This is a genomic window from Curtobacterium flaccumfaciens pv. betae (assembly GCF_026241855.1).
Lineage (GTDB): Bacteria > Actinomycetota > Actinomycetes > Actinomycetales > Microbacteriaceae > Curtobacterium > Curtobacterium flaccumfaciens.
On the sequence record NZ_JAPJDC010000001.1, the window covers coordinates 3,119,120 to 3,138,768 of the forward strand.

At 70.4% G+C, this 19,649-nt stretch carries 19 protein-coding genes; 10 read left to right on the forward strand and 9 right to left on the reverse strand.

All coding sequences use genetic code 11. The features are described 5' to 3' along the window. Nucleotides 1–10 precede the first annotated feature (10 nt). Genes ORG17_RS14650 through ORG17_RS14660 form a run of 3 tightly spaced genes read right to left on the reverse strand, consistent with a single transcriptional unit; the run spans nt 11 to nt 2,845 of the window. On the reverse strand, nt 11–1,072 hold the full coding sequence (locus ORG17_RS14650) for a DUF2891 family protein (protein ID WP_250892412.1): 1,062 nt from the start codon (nt 1,070–1,072) through the stop codon (nt 11–13). Further along, on the reverse strand, nt 1,059–2,141 hold the full coding sequence (locus tag ORG17_RS14655) for a DUF979 domain-containing protein (protein ID WP_027465971.1): 1,083 nt from the start codon (nt 2,139–2,141) through the stop codon (nt 1,059–1,061). The genes ORG17_RS14650 and ORG17_RS14655 overlap by 14 nt, the downstream gene beginning before the upstream one ends. After that, on the reverse strand, nt 2,138–2,845 hold the full coding sequence (locus ORG17_RS14660) for a DUF969 domain-containing protein (protein WP_027465970.1): 708 nt from the start codon (nt 2,843–2,845) through the stop codon (nt 2,138–2,140). Before ORG17_RS14660 ends, ORG17_RS14655 begins: the two co-directional genes overlap by 4 nt. A gap of 97 nt (nt 2,846–2,942) precedes the next feature. Here ORG17_RS14660 and ORG17_RS14665 point away from each other — a divergent pair, with 97 nt between their 5' ends. After that, complete coding sequence (locus tag ORG17_RS14665) at nt 2,943–3,587, forward strand: GntR family transcriptional regulator (protein ID WP_214527298.1); 645 nt, start codon at nt 2,943–2,945, stop codon at nt 3,585–3,587. Nucleotides 3,588–3,669: 82 nt separating this feature from the next. Here the strand turns inward: ORG17_RS14665 and ORG17_RS14670 are convergent, their stop codons facing one another. After that, nucleotides 3,670–4,248, reverse strand: coding sequence for a TetR family transcriptional regulator (locus ORG17_RS14670; protein WP_027465968.1), 579 nt, complete (start codon nt 4,246–4,248; stop codon nt 3,670–3,672). A 300-nt stretch (nt 4,249–4,548) separates the two neighbouring features. On the opposite strand from ORG17_RS14670, the gene ORG17_RS14675 reads away from it, so the two are divergent. Genes ORG17_RS14675 through ORG17_RS14685 form a run of 3 tightly spaced genes read left to right on the forward strand, consistent with a single transcriptional unit; the run spans nt 4,549 to nt 7,773 of the window. Continuing rightward, the gene (locus ORG17_RS14675; RefSeq protein WP_214527300.1) at nt 4,549–6,015 is read left to right on the forward strand and encodes a DUF6421 family protein; all 1,467 of its coding nucleotides are present in this window, start codon (nt 4,549–4,551) and stop codon (nt 6,013–6,015) included. Further along, on the forward strand, nt 6,012–6,695 hold the full coding sequence (locus ORG17_RS14680) for an SDR family NAD(P)-dependent oxidoreductase (RefSeq protein WP_301565325.1): 684 nt from the start codon (nt 6,012–6,014) through the stop codon (nt 6,693–6,695). Before ORG17_RS14675 ends, ORG17_RS14680 begins: the two co-directional genes overlap by 4 nt. Before the next feature lie 4 nt (nt 6,696–6,699). Continuing rightward, nucleotides 6,700–7,773, forward strand: a complete 1,074-nt coding sequence (locus ORG17_RS14685; RefSeq protein WP_071245082.1) for a threonine aldolase family protein — start codon at nt 6,700–6,702, stop codon at nt 7,771–7,773. Nucleotides 7,774–7,827: 54 nt separating this feature from the next. On the opposite strand, the gene ORG17_RS14690 is transcribed toward ORG17_RS14685, so the two are convergent. Next, the gene (locus ORG17_RS14690; protein WP_214527301.1) at nt 7,828–9,321 is read right to left on the reverse strand and encodes a CitMHS family transporter; all 1,494 of its coding nucleotides are present in this window, start codon (nt 9,319–9,321) and stop codon (nt 7,828–7,830) included. Between the two features lie 153 nt (nt 9,322–9,474). Here ORG17_RS14690 and ORG17_RS14695 point away from each other — a divergent pair, with 153 nt between their 5' ends. The 3 genes from ORG17_RS14695 to ORG17_RS14705 all read left to right on the forward strand — a co-directional run bounded on the left by ORG17_RS14695 (nt 9,475) and on the right by ORG17_RS14705 (nt 12,270). Next, the gene (locus ORG17_RS14695; RefSeq protein WP_214527303.1) at nt 9,475–11,184 is read left to right on the forward strand and encodes a sensor histidine kinase; all 1,710 of its coding nucleotides are present in this window, start codon (nt 9,475–9,477) and stop codon (nt 11,182–11,184) included. Then, nucleotides 11,181–11,843, forward strand: a complete 663-nt coding sequence (locus ORG17_RS14700) for a response regulator (RefSeq protein ID WP_214527305.1) — start codon at nt 11,181–11,183, stop codon at nt 11,841–11,843. Before ORG17_RS14695 ends, ORG17_RS14700 begins: the two co-directional genes overlap by 4 nt. A gap of 88 nt (nt 11,844–11,931) precedes the next feature. Then, nucleotides 11,932–12,270: an SdpI family protein gene (locus ORG17_RS14705; RefSeq protein ID WP_214527307.1), complete on the forward strand. Its 339-nt coding sequence runs from the start codon at nt 11,932–11,934 to the stop codon at nt 12,268–12,270. Nucleotides 12,271–12,322: 52 nt separating this feature from the next. On the opposite strand, the gene ORG17_RS14710 is transcribed toward ORG17_RS14705, so the two are convergent. After that, on the reverse strand, nt 12,323–13,594 hold the full coding sequence (locus tag ORG17_RS14710; RefSeq protein WP_214527308.1) for an endo-1,4-beta-xylanase: 1,272 nt from the start codon (nt 13,592–13,594) through the stop codon (nt 12,323–12,325). Nucleotides 13,595–13,865: 271 nt separating this feature from the next. Between ORG17_RS14710 and ORG17_RS14715 the strand changes: the two genes are divergently transcribed. Further along, on the forward strand, nt 13,866–14,486 hold the full coding sequence (locus ORG17_RS14715; protein WP_214527309.1) for a hypothetical protein: 621 nt from the start codon (nt 13,866–13,868) through the stop codon (nt 14,484–14,486). A 110-nt stretch (nt 14,487–14,596) separates the two neighbouring features. Here the strand turns inward: ORG17_RS14715 and ORG17_RS14720 are convergent, their stop codons facing one another. Together ORG17_RS14720 and ORG17_RS14725 are read right to left on the reverse strand one after the other, a co-directional pair. Then, nucleotides 14,597–15,103, reverse strand: a complete 507-nt coding sequence (locus tag ORG17_RS14720) for a hypothetical protein (protein ID WP_214524080.1) — start codon at nt 15,101–15,103, stop codon at nt 14,597–14,599. Nucleotides 15,104–15,179: 76 nt separating this feature from the next. Continuing rightward, complete coding sequence (locus tag ORG17_RS14725; protein WP_214527310.1) at nt 15,180–17,039, reverse strand: alpha/beta hydrolase; 1,860 nt, start codon at nt 17,037–17,039, stop codon at nt 15,180–15,182. Between the two features lie 337 nt (nt 17,040–17,376). Here ORG17_RS14725 and ORG17_RS14730 point away from each other — a divergent pair, with 337 nt between their 5' ends. Next, nucleotides 17,377–17,892 (forward strand): hypothetical protein, encoded by a 516-nt coding sequence (locus ORG17_RS14730; RefSeq protein WP_214527311.1) that lies wholly within the window; start codon nt 17,377–17,379, stop codon nt 17,890–17,892. Between the two features lie 457 nt (nt 17,893–18,349). Here the strand turns inward: ORG17_RS14730 and ORG17_RS14735 are convergent, their stop codons facing one another. Continuing rightward, complete coding sequence (locus ORG17_RS14735; RefSeq protein ID WP_214527312.1) at nt 18,350–18,799, reverse strand: MarR family winged helix-turn-helix transcriptional regulator; 450 nt, start codon at nt 18,797–18,799, stop codon at nt 18,350–18,352. Nucleotides 18,800–18,882: 83 nt separating this feature from the next. Between ORG17_RS14735 and ORG17_RS14740 the strand changes: the two genes are divergently transcribed. Then, complete coding sequence (locus tag ORG17_RS14740; RefSeq protein ID WP_214527313.1) at nt 18,883–19,626, forward strand: SDR family oxidoreductase; 744 nt, start codon at nt 18,883–18,885, stop codon at nt 19,624–19,626. Nucleotides 19,627–19,649: the final 23 nt, after the last annotated feature.

Consider the following 19,649-nt stretch of genomic DNA (forward strand, 5'->3'; position numbering starts at 1 on the left):
CGACGAACGATCAGCGGGCGGCGTGCTCCCGGGCCTCCATCGCGTCCCAGGCGAAGCTCGCCAGCCAGTGGGTGGAGTAGTACTCCTCGCCCACGCTCGCCGCGAGCCCGGAGGCCAGCAGCCGATCGGCCGCGTCGTCGAGCAGGTCGGCGATCCCGGTGCCGGAGTCGTCCGCACCGTCGGCGCGGAGTGCGTCCGCGATGCGCCGGGCCGAGCCCGCCCGCGACAGGTCGAGCCCGAACAGGTGCACCTGCTGCGGGTCGTTCTCGTCACGGACCACCGTCGACCGCAGGATCGCGTCGCCCGGCTGCACCGCGGCGAAGAAGCCGCGCGCCCACGTCGCGAACTCCGGGGCGGGCAGCACCGCCCGCATCAGGTCGGCTTCGGCGAGGCCCGCGGACAGGAAGTCGTGCCCGCTCCGCTCCCAGGCGAACGGCCACCCGGCGTCCGCGCCGAACCAGTCCTCCGCAGCCCCCTCGACCGCAGCCGCCAGGGCCGGACGGTCGAGCGACCGGGCGGCCTCGAGCACGAGCAGCAGCCCGAACGCCGAGTTCGAGTGCACGCCGTGCCGGACCGGGTGCGCGGCGCCGTCGATCCACCGGACGACCAGGTCTTCGAGGACGTCGACGACGGGCGCGAAGCCCGGCGCCAGTGCCCGGACGGCGGGCGCCTCGGACGCCGACACCTCGGCGGCGAGCCGCGCGAGCCAGGCCCAGCCGTAGGGGCGCTCGTAGTGCGGCGTCCCACGCAGGTAGGCCGCCTCGGTCGCCAGGTGATCCGTCGTGAGGTGCGCCCGCAGGATCGAGGTGAGCCGGGCCTCCAGGTCGGTGGGCAGGCCGTGCGCGACCAGGCGTGCAGCGAGCCAGTGCATGTGCACCGACGAGTGCCAGTCGTACGACGTGGCGAAGGCGGGGTGGAGCTCGACGGGCAGTGCCCGGTCGTCCGGTCCGGACGTCGCGTGGTGCGCGGCGTAGGGGTACTCGCGGGTCGTGTTGTCCGCGGCGACGGCCGCGAAGCGGTCGGCCCACGCGGCCCGGGTCAGGTCGATCGGGGCGGCATCAGAATGCGACAAGGTACATGACTCCCATGTTGACGACGAGCAGGATGGCGGCGGTGGGGATCTGCGCCTTGATCGGGCCGTACTTGTCCCGCATCTCGAGCAGGGCGGCCGGCACCAGGTTGAAGTTCGCGGCCATCGGGGTGACGAGCGTGCCGCAGAAGCCGGCGAGCATGCCGATCGCGAAGATCGCCGCGGGGTTGCCGTCGAAGCCCTGCACCAGCACCGGCCAGCCGATCGCGGCCGTCATGATCGGGAAGGCGGCGAAGGCGTTGCCCATGATGATCGTGAACAGGGCCATGCCCAGGCAGTAGATGACCACGGCGGCGAGCAGCGAGCCGTCGGGCAGGACCGACTTGATGATCGTGCCGACGGCGTCACCGACCCCGGCCTGGGTGAAGACGATGCCGAGCGTCGAGAGCATCTGCGGCAGCAGCGCCGCCCAGCCGATCGCCTGCAGCAGGCGACCGCCCTCGCGGATCGGGGTGGCGATCTTCGGCGGGCGCAGGACGAACACGGCCACGACCACGGCGAGCACCGAACCGATGCCCAGACCGGTCAGGGTCGCACTGCCCTCGGCGAGGAGCGGTTCGCCACCGAACGAGACGAGGGGGCCGAGCGTCGCGACCAGCACGGCGACCACCGGCACCACGAGGGCCGGGATGAAGAGCCGGTTGCCGTACTTCGTCGCGAAGGCGGCGCGCTCGTCCGGACTGGTGGTGGCGAGCACACTCGTGCTGCCGCTGCCGGCGTTCGTGATCTTCTGCGTCACGCCGGTGGGTTCGGCGGGGCCGGTCTCGGCACCCGTGCCCGCGCCGGGGATGCTCGCGACCCGGGTGCGGCTCGTCGTACCCGTGAAGCCGAGTCCGGCGAGCGCGACCATCACGAGGACGGCGATCCCGAGCGTCCAGGCCGGCACGGTGCCGGCGGCGACGAAGGTGCCGTAGAAGAACGACAGCCCGAGGATGCCCCAGAACGCCGCGTTGCCCAGGCGCTTCGCGTGCGCGGTGTCGGTGACGATCAGGACGGCGACGGCGATGAAGAACGCGCCGATGAGCCAGTAGAGCCATTCGCTGGTGATCACGCTGCTGCCCCCAGGGTCGGGGCGTCGGCACGGGCGTCCGCCGCCATCTTGTCGAGTCGGCGGTCGAACAGCAGCAGGCGTCCGCCGTGCACGATGAGCGCCGCGATGCCCGTCGGGATCGCCCACAGGGCCAGGTCGATCGGCTCGAGCGACAGCCCGTAGGTCGAGTCGACGAACGTCGTGATGAGCAGGATCGAGCCGACCGCGACGAAGACGTCCTCGCCGAAGAACACACCGACGGTGTCGGACGACGCCGAGTAGCCCTTGATCTTCTCGCGCATGCGGTCGTCGATCCGCCCGTACTTCTTGGTGGCAGCGCCCTCGGCCATCGGGTAGACCAGCGGGCGCACCGTCTGCGCCGGCCCACCGATGCTCGTCAGGCCGACCGCAGCGGTGACTTGCCGGATCACCAGGTAGCCGGCGAGCAGGCGCCCGGTCGTGAGCTTGTCGAGCTTCGCGATCAGGCGCTTCGCCTGGTCCTGCAGGCCGTAGCGCTCGATCAGACCGATGACGGGCAGGACGAGCGCGAAGGTCGTGACGGACCGGCTCGAGGCGAACCCGTTGCCGAACGCGTCGAGGATGCCGACGGGACCGATCCCGCCGATGGCCGCGGTCACGATGCCCGCGACCGTGACGACGAGGAGCGCGTTGATGCGCAACGCGAAGCCGACGATGACGACGGCGACGCCGATGAGGACGAACATGCGGGACAGTCTGGACCGCATTGTTCAACAATCGCAAGAGCCGGTTCCGCTCTGTAACACGCCCTTCACAAACGCCACCCGTGCCAGGATCGGTGCCATGACCCGAACCGTCGGCGGCGCTGACTCCACGGCCACGCGGTTGCGCACCATGATCGCGTCGGGTGGGTTCTCCCCCGGGGCGCAGCTGTCCGAGGAGCGGTTGAGCGACCAGCTCGGGGTCTCACGGAACACCCTGCGCGAGGCCTTCCGGCTGCTCGCCCGCGACCGTCTGGTCGAGCACGTGTTCAACCGCGGGGTCTTCGTCCGCCGGCTCTCCGCCGCCGACGTCACCGATCTCTACGCGGCTCGGCGGGTGCTCGAGGAGGCAGCCGTCCGCGCCTGCACCCCCGACGCACCGGCACTCGCCGAGGCCGCCGCAGCGGTCGCCGACGCCCGGGCAGCAGCGTCCGCGGGCGACTGGGGTGCGGTCGGGACCGCCGACATCCGGTTCCACTCCGAGCTCGTGCGCGCGGTGCCGAGCGAGCGGATCCACGCCCTGATGGACGGCCTGCTCGCCGAGATGCGGCTCGCCTTCCTGACCACCGCGGACCCGGCCTCGTTCCACGCCGACTTCGTCGAACGCAACGACGCGATCGTGTCCGCGTTGCGCGGTGGCGACCAGGACGCCGCCTCGGCGCTGCTCGCCGACTACCTCGACGATGCGGAGCGGACGCTGCGGGTCGCCGCCGACGCAGCCGACTGAGGGGCGGCCAGGAGGCCCGGTGCGGCCCCGTCCCGCACGCTTGGCCCCAGCGCCCTCACGCTGGTGCTCGTGGACCCTTCGGTCAGGACTTCCCGCCGAGCAGGGCGGCGACCGCGTCCACCACGACCTGGCGACGCCGCGGCGGCGTCACGGCCTGCACCAGCGGCTCGTACTCCGGAGCGGTCGCGCTCCAGAACGCCGCGGTGTGCAGCACGAGCCCGAGCAGCACCGCCGGACGGAACGCCCGCGGCAGGACCCCGGCACGCTGGGCGTGCTCGACCTCGGCCACCGCGTCGGCGTAGCTCGTCGCGACGGACTCGAGCGGGACGTCGGCGCGCTCGAGCCGGTGCCACGTCGCGAGCCGCTGGGCCCAGGGGCGACGGACGTACGAGTCGTGCACCCGGCCGGCCCATGCGGCGAGGTCGGCGGTGTCGAGCGGGGCCTCGGCGAACGTCTCGGTCACGGTGTCGGCGACGAGGGCGTCGAACAGCCCCTCCTTGCTGCCGAAGTAGTGGAAGACCTGCGCCTTGTTGCTCGACGCTGCGGCACCGATCCGTTCGACCCTGCCGGCGGCCAGTCCGACCGCGGCGAACTCGTCCCGCGCGGCGAGCAGGAGCCGGGCGCGCATCGCGTCAGCGGCTGGGGGCGTGAATCGGGCCATGGCGACCACCGTACCGATCACACGGCAGCCGAGCCGTCGATGCGGACCAGCGCGCGCAGCAGCCCTGCCCCGAGGCCAGTCGACAGCACTCCCCGGTCCCTTCCGGAGATCCCAGCCACGCGGAGCGACGGTTCCGTGCGCGGCTCGCGTGGATGCCCGCGCGAGCGCCGTGACGACGCACGATTCCACCGGAGATGGGCAACTTTGCGTCCCCCGAACTTCCCTAGGCTCGAGACGATCCGGTAACGCGCACCACTCGTCCGCAGATCCGCGGCCGACCCCAATGACGGGAGGTTCGACATGTCCCAGTTCGTCCAGAAGATCTCGCAGGACGCCATCGTCGGAGAGCCCGAGGTCGTCGAGGACCACCTGTCGGTGCGCGAGATCGCCGCCCACCCCGCCTGGCTCCGGCTCAAGCGTGCGGTCGTCGCCCTGCAGGCCCTGCAGACGCGGGACGGCTCCGTCCCCGAACCGTCCGACCACGCCGCTGCTGCCGGTCACGTCGCGGTGATCGTGCCGGCGATCGCCGAGCTGGTGCCGCACTTCCCGCACGACGCCGCGTTCCTGCAGGTGCTGCAGCACGACTTCGCTCGCTGGCAGGAGCAGGGCTTCGGCGTCCCCGACTTCCTCGACTCCCTCACCGCGTTCCAGCCGCAGCAGCACCGCGTCGACGGGCTCGGCCACCTGGTCGTGTTCCCGATGGTCACGCAGAACGGCAGCACCTCGCGGTTCGTCGAAGCGGTCCTGGTCGAGGTCCTCTGGCCGGAGTTCATCGTCGAGCTCGAGGCCGGCGACCACGGCAACGCGTTGTTCGTCGCGCTGCGGTTCGTCGACTTCACCCCGGGGTACGACACGAACTCGGCGGTGCTGTTCCCCGAGACCGTCGCGATGCGCACGATCCCCGCCTTCACGTGGGGCGCGATCTTCCAGGACCGCGAGGCCGCCCGCTACCGCCGGGTCGTCCGTGCCGCCGCCGACGTCACCAAGCTCGAGCTGCCGGCCGAGGCCGCAGCGATGCTCGACGACCAGCAGCTGACCGAGCGGGTCTTCGTGATGTGGGACATCATCCACGACCGTTCGCACATGCGCGGGGACCTGCCCTTCGACCCGTTCATGATCAAGCAGCGGATGCCGTTCTTCCTCTACTCGCTCGAGGAGCTCCGCTGCGACCTGACCGCGTTCCGCGAGTCGGTGCGTCTGGAACGCGAGCTGTCCGCCGGACCCGACGCGGGCCTCCAGGACGCGCAGCGCGCCATCCGTGACCACGCGCGCCTGGTGCAGTACGCGGTCGTCTTCGACCGCATCTTCCGCTTCGCGATCACCGGCAGCCGCGTCCGCAACTACGACGGACTCGGCGGCCAGCTGCTGTTCGCCTGGATGCACCAGCACGGCGTCCTGCACTGGACGGACACCCAGCTGACGATCGACTGGCCCGAGGTGCCGGACGTGATCATCGCCCTGAGTGACGAGATCAACGAGCTCTACCGGCGCTCGATCGACCGGCCGAAGTCGGCGCACTGGCTCGCCGCGTACGAGATACTGACCCGCACGCTCACGCCGCACCCGGCGTCGAAGTGGGCGCGTGGGCTGCCCGACGAGACGCTCGCCGGACCGCCGCGCGGCTACACCGACGCGGTGCTCGACGACGAGTTCCCGCTGTCGATGTTCTACGAGGCCCTCGACAAGAAGATGGCGACCGTCATCGCGTCCACCGCCGGCATCACCGGCACCACGGACGCCGAGCTCGTCGGCGAGGCCGCCGCGTGACCGACCGCTCGGTGGCCGGTCGCCTGGTGCTGATCGCCGGTGCGACCAGTGCCAGCGGCGCGGCCGTCGCGCGCGCACTCACCGCCGCCGGTGCGTCCGTCGTCGCGGTCGGCACCAGACCCGACGCCCTGGAGGCCCTGCGCGCGTCCGTCCCGGGCGTCACGACCCGCACGTGCGACCTGTCGGACCTCGGTGCGGTCACCGCGTTGGCCGACGACGTCCACGCGGACGCCGGCCGCGTCGACGGACTGGTCCACCTGGTCGGCGGGTGGCGCGGCGGTGGCAGCATCGTCGGCCAGTCCGACGCGGACTGGGACTTCTTCGACCGCGCCTTCCGGACCCTGCGGAACACGACCCGGGTCTTCCACGACGACCTGGTGGCGTCCCCTGCCGGACGGCTCGCGTTCGTGTCGTCCACCGCGGTCGACTCCCCCACCGCCGGCGCCGCGAACTACGCGGCGGCGAAGGCCGCGTCCGACGCCTGGGTCCGGGCCGTCGCGCAGGGGTTCCGGAAGGAGGGGCCGGAGACCGCCGCTGCCGCCGTGTTCGTCGTCGGCGAGTTGTCCGGCCTCGAAGCGCAGCTCGGCGCCGAGGTCGTCCGGCTCTGGGACACCCCATCGGCCGACGTCAACGGTGCCCGCATCCCGCTCACGGCGCCTGATCCCTCGAACCTAGGATGAACGAGTGACCCTCCGACTGCACGACCTGGACCTGCGGGGCTTCGCCTCGGACAACTACGCCGGCGTCCACCCCGAGATCCTCGCCGCCATCGCCGCGGCCAACGACGGCCACCAGATCGCCTACGGCGAGGATGTCTACACCGCACGTCTCAACGAGGTGATCCGCGAGCACTTCGGGTCGCAGGCCGAGGCGTTCCCGGTGTTCAACGGCACGGGCGCGAACGTCGTCGGCCTGCAGTCGATGCTGCCGCGGTGGGGAGCGGTCGTGTGCACCGCGACCGCGCACATCCACACCGACGAAGCCGGTGCGCCCGAGCGCGTCGCCGGCATCAAGCTCCTGCCGGTGGAGGCGCCCGACGGCAAGCTGACGCCCGAGCTCATCGACCGCGAGGCCTGGGGCTGGGGCGACGAGCACCGCGCCCAGCCGCTCGTCGTGTCGATCACGCAGACCACCGAGCTCGGCACCGCCTACACGGTGGACGAGGTCCGGACGATCGCCGACCACGTCCACTCGCTCGGCATGAAGCTGCACATGGACGGCGCCCGCATCTCGAACGCCGCGGCGTCCCTCGGGGTGCCCCTGCGCGACTTCACCACCGACGCCGGTGTCGACGTGCTGAGCTTCGGCGGCACGAAGAACGGCATGCTCTACGGCGAGGCGATCGTCGTGCTGAACCCGTCGGCGTCCGAGGGGTTGCACTACCTGCGCAAGATGAACATGCAGCTCTCGTCGAAGATGCGGTTCGTCTCCGCCCAGCTGATCGCCCTGCTCAGCGACGACCTGTACCTGCGCTCCGCCGGGCACGCCAACGCCATGGCCGCCCGACTGCGCGGTGCGCTGGAGGCCGGCATCGCCGACGGCAGCATCCGCGGTGTCGGCTTCAGCCAGCAGACCCAGGCGAACGGGGTCTTCGCGACCCTGCCCGCCGGGGTGGCCGACCGGCTGCGGAAGCACTTCCGGTTCTACGACTGGGATGCCAGCCGCAACGAGGTGCGGTGGATGTGCGCGTACGACACCTCGGAGCAGGACATCGACGACTTCGTCGCGGCCCTGACGCGGGAGCTCGACGCCGCCTGAGCCGGTCGGGCCCGGCCCGGTCGGGCGCGCGCCGAGTCGGCACCGGCGGTCGGTTCACCCGAACGGGATGACCCGCACGACGATCGCCACCACGAGCATCGCCATCGCGACCACGGCGGCCCGCCACAGCACCTTGCGGTGGTGGTCGCCGAGGTTCACGTTGGCCAGCGACACCAGCAGCAGGATCGCGGGGACCAGCGGGCTCTGCATGTGCACCGGCTGCCCGACGACCGAGGCCCGCGCCATCTCGGCCGGCGTGATCCCGTACGCCGCGGCGCTCTCGGACAGCACCGGCAGGATCCCGAAGTAGAACGCGTCGTTGCTCATGAAGAACGTCAGCGGCATGCTCAGCACGCCGGTGATGCCCGCCAGGTACGGGCCCATCGAGTCCGGGATCACCGCGACGAGCCAGTCGGCCATCGCCGCGACCATCCCGGTGCCGTCGAGCACCCCGATCAGCACCCCGGCGGCGAACACCATCGACACGACACCGACGATGCTCGGGGCGTGCGCCACGATCTGCGCGGTCTGCTGCTTGAGCTGCGGGAAGTTCACGAGCAGGGCGATCGCCGTGCCGATCATGAACACGAAGTGCAGCGGCAGGAGCCCCAGCACGAGCGCCATCATCACGGCGACGGTCAGCGCCAGGTTGAACCAGATCCGCTTCGGCCGCAGGGTCGGACGGTTCGGGTCGAGCATCGTCTCGGCCATGGTGCCGGTCCCCGTGCTGTCGTCCCCCGCCCCGGTGCCGTCCACGCCCTCGCCGTCCGCACGCCGGCCGTCGGCCTTCCCACCGCGCAGCCCGAGCGCGACCGTGGGGCTCGTGAACATCCCGCCGCCGGTCCCGCCGACCGCCGCGAGCACCCGTGACCCGGCTCGGGCGTTCGCCCGCTCCGGCACCCGCGCGCCCCGCGAGGCCTCGGTGAACTCGATCATGCCGAGGCGCTTGCGCTCCCGCAGGCCCATCGTCCACGCGAACGTGAAGCACAGCAGCAGCCCCACCACGAGCGAGGGCACGAGGGGCACGAAGATGTCCGTCGGGTCGATCTTCAGCGCGGCGGCGGCACGGGCGGTGGGACCGCCCCACGGCACGATGTTGAGCGTGCCGTTCGTCAGACCCGCCACACACGTCATCACGACCGGGCTCATGCCGAGCTTCAGGTAGATCGGCAGCATCGCCGCCGTGACCACGATGAACGTCGTCGAGCCGTCCCCGTCGAGCGAGACCGCACCGGCCAGCAGAGCCGTGCCGAGCACGATCTTCGCCGGGTCGTTGCCGGTCACCCGCAGGATGAACCGGACGAGCGGGTCGAACAGGCCGACGTCGATCATCAGCCCGAAGTACATGATCGCGAACATCAGGAGCGCGGCCGTCGGTGCCAGCGTGCCGATCGCCTCGGTCACCATGTCGCCGAGTCCCAGACCCGCCCCGGCGAACAGTCCGAACACGGTCGGCACGATGATCAGCGCGAGCATGGGCGACATGCGCTTGGTCATGATCAGGACCATGAAGGTCAGGACCATCGCGTACCCGAGGATGACGAGCATCAGGACTCCTTCGTCCGTGTCTGGCAGTCCGGGCACGCTACGACCCGGCCTGGAGGCGCGGCGCGCTTCTGCACATTGGCGCACCATCGCGCGTTGACCGCTTTCTGCGCATTGTGCGCAGGCAGGTCGACTCGCCCTCCGTACGCTGGGGTCGTGACCGACGACCGTTCACGGCGCCCCAGGCTCCGCTTCGCCACCGAGGTGCTCGTGCTGCAGCTCGCCGTGGTGGTCGCCGTCGTCGCCCTGACCAGTGCCGTGTTCGTCCGGATCGAGGTCACCCGGCTCGAGCGCGCTGCCGAGGGGACCGCCCTCGCGATCGCACAGAGCGTCGCCGCGCAGTCCGACGTCCGGGCCGCGGTCGCCCGGCTCAGCGTCGACGGCACCGACCTCGACCCCGCGGTCCTCGCCGACGGACCCGTCCAGCGTGCGGCACTCGCAGCCCAGCGCCGGACCGGGGCGCTCTTCGTCGTGGTCACCGACGACCGGGGCATCCGCCTGGCCCACCCCGACACCGACCGGATCGGCGAGATGGTGAGCACCTCTCCCGACGCCGCACTCGCCGGCCGCGAGACCGTGTCCTGGGCGCGCGGCACCCTCGGTGAGTCGGCGCGGGCGAAGGTGCCCGTCTCCGCGCCCGCAGCCGGCGGGGCGGAGACGAGCCGGGCCTCCCGGCAGTCCGCCGTCGTCGGCGAGGTGAGCGTCGGCTTCAACCGGGCACGCGTCTACGACACCCTGGTCGAGGACAGCATGCCGGTGATCGGTGCCGGGCTGGCGGCGGTCCTGCTCGCGGTGATCGCCTCGGTGCTGATCCGGCGGCGACTGGTGCGGCTGACGCTCGGGCTGCAGCCGGAGGAGCTCGTGACGCTCGTGCAGAACCAGCAGGCCGTGCTGGGCGGCGTCGGTGAAGGCGTCATCGCGATCGGCCCGTCGGGGGTCGTCACCGTCTGCAACCCCGAAGCCGTGCGACTGCTCGGACTGACCGACCCGATCGGCCGTCCGGTGGCCTCCCTCGACCTGCCCGCGCCGCTCGGGTCGATGCTCGTCGCGTCCACCGCGGCTCCGGCGAGCGCCACGATCGTCGCCGGGCACCGGGTGCTGCTCGTCGACGTCCGCACGGTGTTCCGCGACGGACGCGACCTGGGCCGGGTCGCCGTCCTGCGCGACCGCACCGACGTCGAGGCCCTGACCCGACGGCTCGACGCCGTCGGGGCGATGAGCACGGCGCTCCGCGCGCAGCGCCACGAGTTCGCGAACCGGCTGCACGCGATCTCGGGGCTGCTCGACATCGGCGAGACAACGCGGGCACGCGCCTACCTGGCGGACGTGCAGGAGCGCGGGCCGCTGCGCTACCCGGTGCAGCACGCCGACCGGTTGACCGAGCCGTACCTGCAGGCGTTCCTCGGAGCGAAGGGCGTCGAGGCCGCCGAGCGCGGGGTGCTGCTGCGGATCGGGGCGGAGACGCTCGTTCAGGGGACGATCACCGAACCGGGCGACGTGACGACCGTGCTCGGCAACCTGGTCGACAACGCGGTCTCGGCGGCGCTCGGCGGCGACGAGCGAACGCGCGACGGCGGATCCCCGTGGGTGGAGGTCGAGGTGCTCGACGACGGCGCGACCCTGCACCTGTCGGTGGTGGACTCGGGGCCGGGGGTGCCGGACGATGCCGCGGACTCGCTGTTCGTCCGCGCGCCGGCGGCGGCTCCTGCGTCGGAGGACGTCTCGCAGGTGCACGGGCTCGGGATCGGGCTGCCGTTGTCGCGGGAGATCGCCCGGCGGCACGGTGGCGAGGTGTGGCTCGCCTCCCCCGGCGGTGACGACCACGGCGCGGTCTTCTGCGCCCGACTGGAAGGAGTGGTGTCGTGAGTTCCGTCTTCACCGTGCTGGTGGTCGACGACGACTTCCACGTCGCCGACCTGCACCGGCGGCAGGTCGACGAGGTACCGGGGTTCCGGGCACTCGAACCCGTCGGGACCCTCGCGGCCGCCCGCTCCGCGCTGTCGAGCGGGACCGTGGACCTGGTGCTCGTCGACGTGTACCTGCCCGACGGCAGCGGGCTCGACCTGCTGCGGTCGATCGACACAGATGCCGACGCCTTCGTTCTGAGTGCTGCGTCGGACTCGGGCACCGTTCGGCGGGCGATGCGCAGCGGGGCACTCGCCTACCTGATCAAGCCGTTCGCAGCCGGGGTGCTGGCCGAGCGGCTGCAGGCGTACGCACGGTCGCGGAACGTGCTCGACGAGCGGTCGACCCTCGATCAAGAGGCCGTCGAGCGGGCGTTCCGGATCCTGCACGCCGGCGACAGCGGTGGGGCGTCGCCGTCCCGGGCGGCCACGGCGGCGCTGGTGCTCGAGCAGCTCGTCGCCGGTGAGGAACGATCCGCCGCGGAGGTGGCTGCGGCGATCGGGGTGTCGCGGGCGACGGCGCAGCGGTACCTGGCGCAGCTCACGGCGGACGGGACCGTGGCGATGCAGTTGCGGTACGGGGCTGCGGGGCGGCCGGAGCACCGGTACGTGCGGCGGTAGCGGGCCCTGTTGCCCTTGCGTATTTCACCGGATACCGGCAGGTTTGGTCTGACACGCTCCGCGCAGCCTCACTGCGCACACGAGCGCGATGACCGACCCAGAAGGAGACCACGTGATCGCGATCGAGACGGCGGCCGCCGTCCTGACCATCGTCCTCGTCGCACTGCCGGCGCGGGGCCTCATCGGCAGGAACGGACTCGTGGGCATCCGCACCCGGGCGACCATGCGCAGTGACGAGAACTGGATCCTCGGCCACCGAGCAGCGGTCGTCCCGACGAGCATCGCCGGCGGCGCGACGGTGGTCGTGAGCCTGGTCTACATCGCACTCGGACGCACCGACGACGTTCCCGCGTTCGTCGCGTGCGCCGCGATCCTCGTCGGTGGAGCCCTCTGGGGCGTGGAGGCCGCACGACGCGCGACCAGGTGACGGACGGGAGGCGCGGGGCGGGGCCGCACCGGGCCTCCATGCCGTCAGGTGGTCACGCGACGATCTGCACCTGCGTGGGCACGTCGGCGACGGCGAACGCCGCGGACGCGCCACGCACGTCGACGCGGTAGTCGCCACGGAAACCGCGGATCTGCACCTGACCACGGTCGTCGGTGCGCAGCACCGTCGGGCCGAGCCACCACTCCTCCTTGACCAGCCGGCGGAGGGCCTCGTACGACGGCTTCGGGGTGCCGTCGGCGCGGACGAGTCCGATCGGGGCGCCGAGCCAGGCGCCGGCGTCGGTGATCCCCCAGTAGGTGATCGCCTCGACGGAAGGGTGGCCGACCAGGCTCCGGTAGTGCCGCTCGAGGTCGTCGGCCTGGCGCGCCTCGCCCTCGGGCGTCGACGGCCACGAGGCCACCTGGTGGTCGTTGAGGTCGACGATGTGCGCGGGCATGAGGTCACCGGAGACGAGCGAGGTCTCGGTCAGGTGCAGCGGCAGGCCGTAGCGGGCGAACCGGTCAACCATCGCGAGCATCGTGTCCTCGCCCCAGTAGCCCTGGTGCATGTGGGTCTGCAGTCCGATGACATCGATCTGCACGCCGGCTTCGAGCACGCCCTCGATCAGGCACTCGTACGCACTCGACAGGTCGAAGTCGTTGAGCAGCAGGGTGGCGTGCGGGTTGGCGGCGCGGGCCTCCTCGACGGCCATCCGGATCGTCGGGATGCGGCCCTTGGCACGGGCGAGCGGGGTGATCGCGTTGTCGCCGTTGTCGAACACCGGCATGATGACCACCTCGTTGATGGCGTCCCAGGTGTCGATCGTGCCGGCGAAGGCGGAGACCTCGCGGCGGATGCGCTCCCGTTGGAGCTGCTCGACCTCGTCCAGCGGGAGCCCCAGCAGCCAATCGGGCTGCACGGTGTGCCAGACGAGCGGGTGGCCCTTGAGGGCGATGCCGCGGTCGCGGAACCACTGCGCCGTCGTCAGGAGTCTGGCGGTGTCCGCCGCTCCGCGCTCGGGCTCGAAGCGACCCCAGTAGAACGGGAGCGTCGCGGTGTTGAAGACGTCGGTGTAGAGGTCGGCGAGGTGCTCGGTGCCTGCTTCCTCCTGCGCTTCGGCGTTGGCTTCGCCGGCCGGTTCGCCGGTCGGTTCGCCGGTCGCTTCGCCGTTGGCGAGTCCGATGAAGTCGAAGCCGATGTTGCCGAAGGCGAAGGCATGGCGGGTCTGCTCGACGGTGATGTCGGCATCCGGGATGGGATTGCCTTCGGCATCGACGACCGTCAGGGTCGTCTCACCGAAGCGGTGCTCTGGTGCGTGCGTCATCGCGCGTCCTCCGACATCGTCGTCCGGGATTTGTTGTGCGCGCAAACATAGCAGCGGAGGGCGTGGGCGTCACGCCGTAGATTGATGGTGTGAACTCGCAGAAGCACTGCGCTCGACGCACCTCACGGTGGACGCCGGTGCTCGTCTGCGTGTTCGGAGCCACGCTTGCGCGGGTCGCTGGCCAGATGCTCCTTGGCCAAGGGTCAGACTCACCAGAGCCCGGACTTCTGATGCTGACCACAGGGGCGATGAGCAGGGCTGACGGAATCCTGTGATCGATCCGGAGTGTGCAGACTCACCCTTCTTCCGGGCCCCCGACGGCCGCGTGTACGTCGATCGCGACGGCCCCGCTGCCGACACCGCGTCTCGGTGGCGCCGACTCCACGATCCCGCTGGCGTGCGCCGTCAAGACCGGCTCGCAACAGCGTCCGTCTTGGCGGTCTTTGCGGTCGGGTACATGGCAGGCGGCGCATTCGGCTTCGTGGTCGCGCCGCCGCCGCTGCCCGGAGACGAGCCAGTCGTTGCCCGACTCATCGGCGCGGTCCTCGGCGGAGGCGTCGTCGCCGTCCCCGCGATGCTCTTCGCCTTCTTCCGCAGCGCCGCCCCCGACCGGCGGGTGATCCCAGTACCGGACGAGGTGCTGCAGCATGCACCGCCGACTGCGTCGAGTTCCGACATCTGGCGGTGGTCGGTAGCGGTCATCGACGAGGCCGCGGAGCGCCGGACGATCGGGTACGAGACGAACGTCGAGCGCCCGAGGGACGTCGCTCGTGCGGATCGCGCGACCGCTCGGTATGGCGAGGTGTACTGCGCCTACCTCACGGCTGCTGCCGAGCTCGGGTTGCGGCCGAGGGCGCCTGCCATCGGCCTACCGCCCGCTTCTTCCGACTGACCACACGGACAGCGTGCCCTTCGAGCAGGACACGGTCATCTCGGACATGCAGCAGCCGGAGGATTGCGCACGAGCTGTGGTCGAGCGGAGGTCCGTTGATGAGCCCCTGATCAGCTGGTCGAGCCGCTCCCGGTCATCTCTCCGTAATCGCCGTCGGCACATTGCGATTCAGCGTCGATGCTGTAGCCACCCACTGTGGAAGCGAGGAAGTCGATCGTCTCGATCGGACCACCGCGGCCCCGGACCCCGAGATCAGGATCGTCGCCGCCGCTCCGATACCGCTCGGTCGTGATGCCGAGGCTCTTCCACAACGCCTCGACTTTCCGGAGATCGTCCCTCGGGTCGGCCGCGCCCTCGCGCTGCTTCACGTACACCCAAGTGACTCCACCACTGTCGTCCGCACGCCCCGAGCCGTCAGATCCGGGGCACAGGCCGACTCGCGGTCCACTGATGACCTTCCAAGGGCCGCCGTCCACGGCACGAGCCGTTTCATCGACGAGATCCACCACGGTGCGCTTGGCTGCATCGGGCTTCACGGTGTGGTTGGTCGAGGGACTTTCCATCGGTTTTCCTCCTGCGCATGCTGTCAGCAGAGACATCGTCACGATCGCGGCCACCGCCGCACCCGACCAACGCGCCGCGGGTCGTCCCAGCGCCGCGCTCCTTGCAATCGTGGAACCGTTCATTCGTTGGTCACCAGGCTTCCTCGTGATCGTCCGGTCGGGTCACCTTGTCACCCTGACCGGTGGAGATCAGGCCGACGTTCCGGAGCGACTCGGTCCCTTTGTCCAGGTACCCACGTTTGCCACCTGTGTGTACTCCATGGTCCAGGACTGGGTTGCCCTGAGCACCGTCGTCGACCTCGAAGGCGGTGCCACCGAAGTCGTCATCTGTCGGATCTTTGCGGTTACTTCCGAGACGACCGAGCCAGGCCCATTGGTCGCCGCTCGGCTCGTCATCGTTCAGCGGGTTCGCTTGTTGCGCCTGGCCGGAGTAAACGTGGCTTGCGTGAAGGTCGCCCGCGTCGTGAATGCTGCGTGGTATTCCCGCTGATCCAATCGTAGTCAAGGTGTCTACGTGGACACCTTCCTCGGTGAGGCCGAACGCGGCAGTGGTCGATCCGTAGGAGTGAGCGACCACGTTCGTCCGCGGCCTGTCATCGCCCCGTACTGCGTCGAGACCTCGAACGCTCGACGCCAACTTCGGTGCCCCTTCTCGAGCGGATCGATCGCCGAGCACGCCGAGGTCCCGATTCTCACCGTCTGGAACGGGAGGCGGTTCGTATCCGATCCACGCCAGTACTGCATTGTCAGGGCGGCCGTTTGCTTCGGCCTGTTGCTCCACGAGGTTCTGGCCGGCGTTGGCCCAACCCACCATGTCAGCGGTCGTCGTGCCCATGCCGGGTACCGTCCACGTCACATTCGCTGCCGCATCAAGGTCACCGATCGAGATCGCAGCAAGCGGAGGCACGTCCGCGGTGAGTGCAGTGAGCGATCTGGGGTATTCATCGGTCGCACCGCGAAGTGCTTTGTTGATACTCGTGAGCGCCTCCAGCTCCACATCATTCCCCCCATGCCGAGCAGCCTGCAGACGCTCGCCGAGCACGACGCGGTTGGCCGTGTCACGAGCCCAGTACGGAATGCCTTCCAGGTTCCCCAAAGCGGAAAGCACGGGCAGTGGTAGGGCACGCAGATCAGCGCGGTGTTCTGGCGTGTATCCGAATGCCGCCCACAACTCGTGCACCTCGCTCGGTGCCAGCCCGTCACCGAAGATGCGCTGCACAGCGGCGGGGACCTCGTTCGAAGTGGAAACGTCGAGCGTCGCATTGGAGAGGCTCCCGGACCGGCCAGCCCGGTCGAAGGCCTCGGCTATGCGATCGATCCACAACGCGTCGTCGTTGTTCTCCCGCAAGTACGAGTCCATCCCAGCGAGGAATGTTGTGTTGCCTATCCGCGCCCATCCGCACGAAGCGACGAACGCCGCCCAAGCCCGACGAATGCGGGCGACGGCTACGCCCGCTGACCGGTCTTCGGACCGGCATGTCCGTGCGAACCCTCGCAAGTTCTCGGGCACCGCGGAGCTTCGCCCACTGCTCGTCCCAGTTCCTGTCCGCTCTCGGTGTCGCGGTGCGAACGAAGCGGAGATCTCGGCCGGTGTGATCGCTGTCGTCGATGGTTTCGGATCTGGAAATGTGATCGGAGGAACTTCGAGCATCCGCAGTGGACCCGCAGCCGCGGTTTGCTGGCGGCGGGCTTCACGCGTCGTCCAGTCGGCCAGGTCGGCCATCCGCTGACGCTCTCTGGTTGCTTCAGCTGCGACCGCTGTGACCTGCTCAGCTATTGTTGCGAAGCGATTCGCCAGTAGTGCCCGGTCGGACGCCTCCACCTGAACGGCTGCGACGAACCGCAGGGAGTAGACGCCGTCAAAGTTGAACAACGCGTCTTGCGCCGCTGCTGATCTTGAGGCCCCTTGACCACGCAGACAATCATCCGCTGCGCGGGCAGCCGCGGCCAGAGCCGCCGCCGCACGATCGTCAAACTGGATATCGATCATGACGCCCCCGTTCCACCCCGCAACCACCATAGCGACACGCGCCGAGCAGGGGGCGTCCATCACTGGAACTCACAAACAGCAACCGGCGGATGTCAACGAGATGCGGAAGGCGCCCGCGCTCAGCGCCAGCCCTGCACCCCTCCTGACGGCGTTACACGACGGCACCGATGCGGATCCCTCGGGTGGTCTTGCTCCTAGCGATCCGCAATCGGGCGATGGATGGTGTGTTCGACGTGTTCGGCTGCGAACCCGCACCCTTTGGTCCTCCTGGGGAGCGCGGAGTCCCGCGAACGGGAGGATGCGGTGGGATGCCGATCTCCGGAACACTTGCCGCCACATGCGCACACCGTTCCTGCACGCCCGCCACGGCCGACGACGCGGCACCCTCGCCATCGGCGTCGCCGTCGTGGCCCTCGTGTCGCTCACGGCGTGTTCCGACCACCCGACACCGGAAGAGAACGACAAGGCGCACTCCCGCTGGATGCAGGGTGTCCAGGAGCGATGGGCCGGACAGCCCGGCGAACTCGGCAGCGGCGCCGGCAACGACCACCCGACCGACCGGCTCTCGCTCGGCAACGACGGGGACGAAGCCGGGGACCGTGCGCGCATCCGCGTCTCGGTCACCTGCCAGGGTGACGGGACCGTGCAGATGGCCGTGTGGGCGGGCCGTGCCGCCACGGACGGAACGACGACGGGCAAGCGGCTCGCATCGCGCTCGGTTCACTGCGGACACGACGAGGACCTGTACGTCGTCACGTCGAGCGGGTGGATCACGATCGGACCGACCGCCGGCGACGGCACCGTCGGCTGGTACGCGGCGGCCTACAGCGACCTCGTTGCGCGCTCGAGCTGAGCTCGCGCCCGGATCGGCGATCGACCGTGAAGGCGGCCACCGTCGGGTCGTACCTGCGTTGCAGATGGTGTGGCCCGACTCTCAGGGGGGGCTTCCCCTGGGAACACGGCTATCGCAACCCAGTTGAAGGCGTCGGTGTAGCGGTCGGCGAGATGCTCGGTGCCTGCTTCTTCGTTCGCAACAGAGCACCGCTTCGGTGAGACGACCCTGACGTTCGTCGATGCCACCGGCGCACCCATCCCCGATGCCGGCGTCACCGTCGAGCAGACCCGCCATGCCTTCGCCTTCGCCAACATCGGACTCGCGAACGGCGAAGCGACCGGCGTAGTCGACCGCGCTGCGTGCGTCATCGCGCCTCCTCCGACATCGTCGTCCGGGACTTGTTTGGCGCGCAACACGGCAGCGTGGACCGCCGCCGTCACCCCTGGGGTTCGGCCGTGCGGAGTCGCCTGCGGGGTCAGGCGGACTGGCCACAGTGACCGGAGAGAGCCCGGTCGAGCAGGTGGATGAGGTCCTTCCGCTCCTTCGTCGACAACGCGGTGAGCAGTTCGTCCTGCACGGCGTCCGCGAGCACCTGGATCTCGGCGAGCCTGCGCTGTCCGGTGGGCGTGATCGTGACGACGTTCCGCCGGCGGTCCGACAGGTCAGGCTCCCGAGTCACGGCCTCGTCCCCCTCGAGCCGGACGACGATGCCGTTGACGTTGTTGCGGTCCAGACCCAGCACCCGGCCGATCTCGGCCTGACTCAGCGCGCCGCTCTCTTCGAGCACCGCCAGGACCGCGAAGTCGGACCGCGCTTCGAGCGGCATCCGGGCGCCCGTCAAGCGTGCGCCGATCGTCGCGAGTCGCCCGGCCTGCCAGCTCACGAGCGTCCGGAGCGCCTGGGGCGGAGTGGGTTCGTCGGACATGTCGAAAGCTTATCAGTTGGCACGACCAACCATTTGTGCATATCGTTGGTTGAACCAACATTGATCCCACCAAAGAGTCGAACATGTCCACAGATCCCGTCACCCCTGACCTCTCAGGTCGTCGCGTCCTCGTGCCGGGCGGCACGGGCGGTGTCGGGGAAGGCATCGTGCGCGCCTACCTCGACGCTGGTGCCGACGTCGTCGTCCCCACGCGTTCCGACGAGCGTGGGTCGGAACTCCGCGCCGCGCTCGGCACGATCGGCACGTCCCAGCTGCTGCACCTGCCGACGCACGACTACACGTCCTTCGCCGGGGCGGAAGCACTCGGTGCCGAGATGACCGAGCGGCTCGGCGGCATCGACGACGTGGTCGTCCCCGTTGGCGGATGGTGGCAGGGCGGGCCCCTGACCACCATCGGTGAGGACGACTGGGCGGCAGCGTTCACCGGGCTCGCCACGGCGCACATGGCGCTGGCGCGGGCGATCGTCCCGAGGCTCAGTGGCGCCGGCGCCTACACGGTGATCGTCGGGCAGTCGGCCGAGTTCCCGGTGCCGGGCAGCGGGCTCGTGAGCATGGAGCAGGCCGCGGTGCTCATGATGCAGCGGGTCCTCGCGGCGGAGTCGCCCGACGAGCGTGTCCACGCGCTCGTGCTCGGGCCGGTGCGGACCCGGTTCGTCGGCGGCGAGCCGGAGTGGGTCTCGGCATCCGAGGTCGGTGCCGCCGCCGTCGCACTGTCCCTGGCGACGGGCATCGGCAGCCACTCCGTCTCGCTCGCCTCGTCGGCGGAGGCCCGAGCGGCGACGGAGGCGTTCCGGGCCGCGGCCTGACCGCTGTCCGGGTGCCACCGTTG

What these genes read in the sequence shown, in the direction of transcription:
- ORG17_RS14665 (WP_214527298.1), top strand. Translation starts at nt 2,943, where the DNA reads ATGACCCGAACCGTCGGCGGCGCTGACTCCACGGCCACGCGGTTGCGC.
- ORG17_RS14710 (WP_214527308.1), bottom strand. Translation starts at nt 13,594, where the DNA reads ATGACGCACGCACCAGAGCACCGCTTCGGTGAGACGACCCTGACGGTC.
- ORG17_RS14735 (WP_214527312.1), bottom strand. Translation starts at nt 18,799, where the DNA reads ATGTCCGACGAACCCACTCCGCCCCAGGCGCTCCGGACGCTCGTGAGC.
- ORG17_RS14660 (WP_027465970.1), bottom strand. Translation starts at nt 2,845, where the DNA reads ATGTTCGTCCTCATCGGCGTCGCCGTCGTCATCGTCGGCTTCGCGTTG.
- ORG17_RS14705 (WP_214527307.1), top strand. Translation starts at nt 11,932, where the DNA reads ATGACCGACCCAGAAGGAGACCACGTGATCGCGATCGAGACGGCGGCC.
- ORG17_RS14690 (WP_214527301.1), bottom strand. Translation starts at nt 9,321, where the DNA reads ATGCTCGTCATCCTCGGGTACGCGATGGTCCTGACCTTCATGGTCCTG.
- ORG17_RS14675 (WP_214527300.1), top strand. Translation starts at nt 4,549, where the DNA reads ATGTCCCAGTTCGTCCAGAAGATCTCGCAGGACGCCATCGTCGGAGAG.
- ORG17_RS14740 (WP_214527313.1), top strand. Translation starts at nt 18,883, where the DNA reads ATGTCCACAGATCCCGTCACCCCTGACCTCTCAGGTCGTCGCGTCCTC.
- ORG17_RS14670 (WP_027465968.1), bottom strand. Translation starts at nt 4,248, where the DNA reads ATGGCCCGATTCACGCCCCCAGCCGCTGACGCGATGCGCGCCCGGCTC.
- ORG17_RS14730 (WP_214527311.1), top strand. Translation starts at nt 17,377, where the DNA reads ATGCGCACACCGTTCCTGCACGCCCGCCACGGCCGACGACGCGGCACC.
- ORG17_RS14725 (WP_214527310.1), bottom strand. Translation starts at nt 17,039, where the DNA reads ATGATCGATATCCAGTTTGACGATCGTGCGGCGGCGGCTCTGGCCGCG.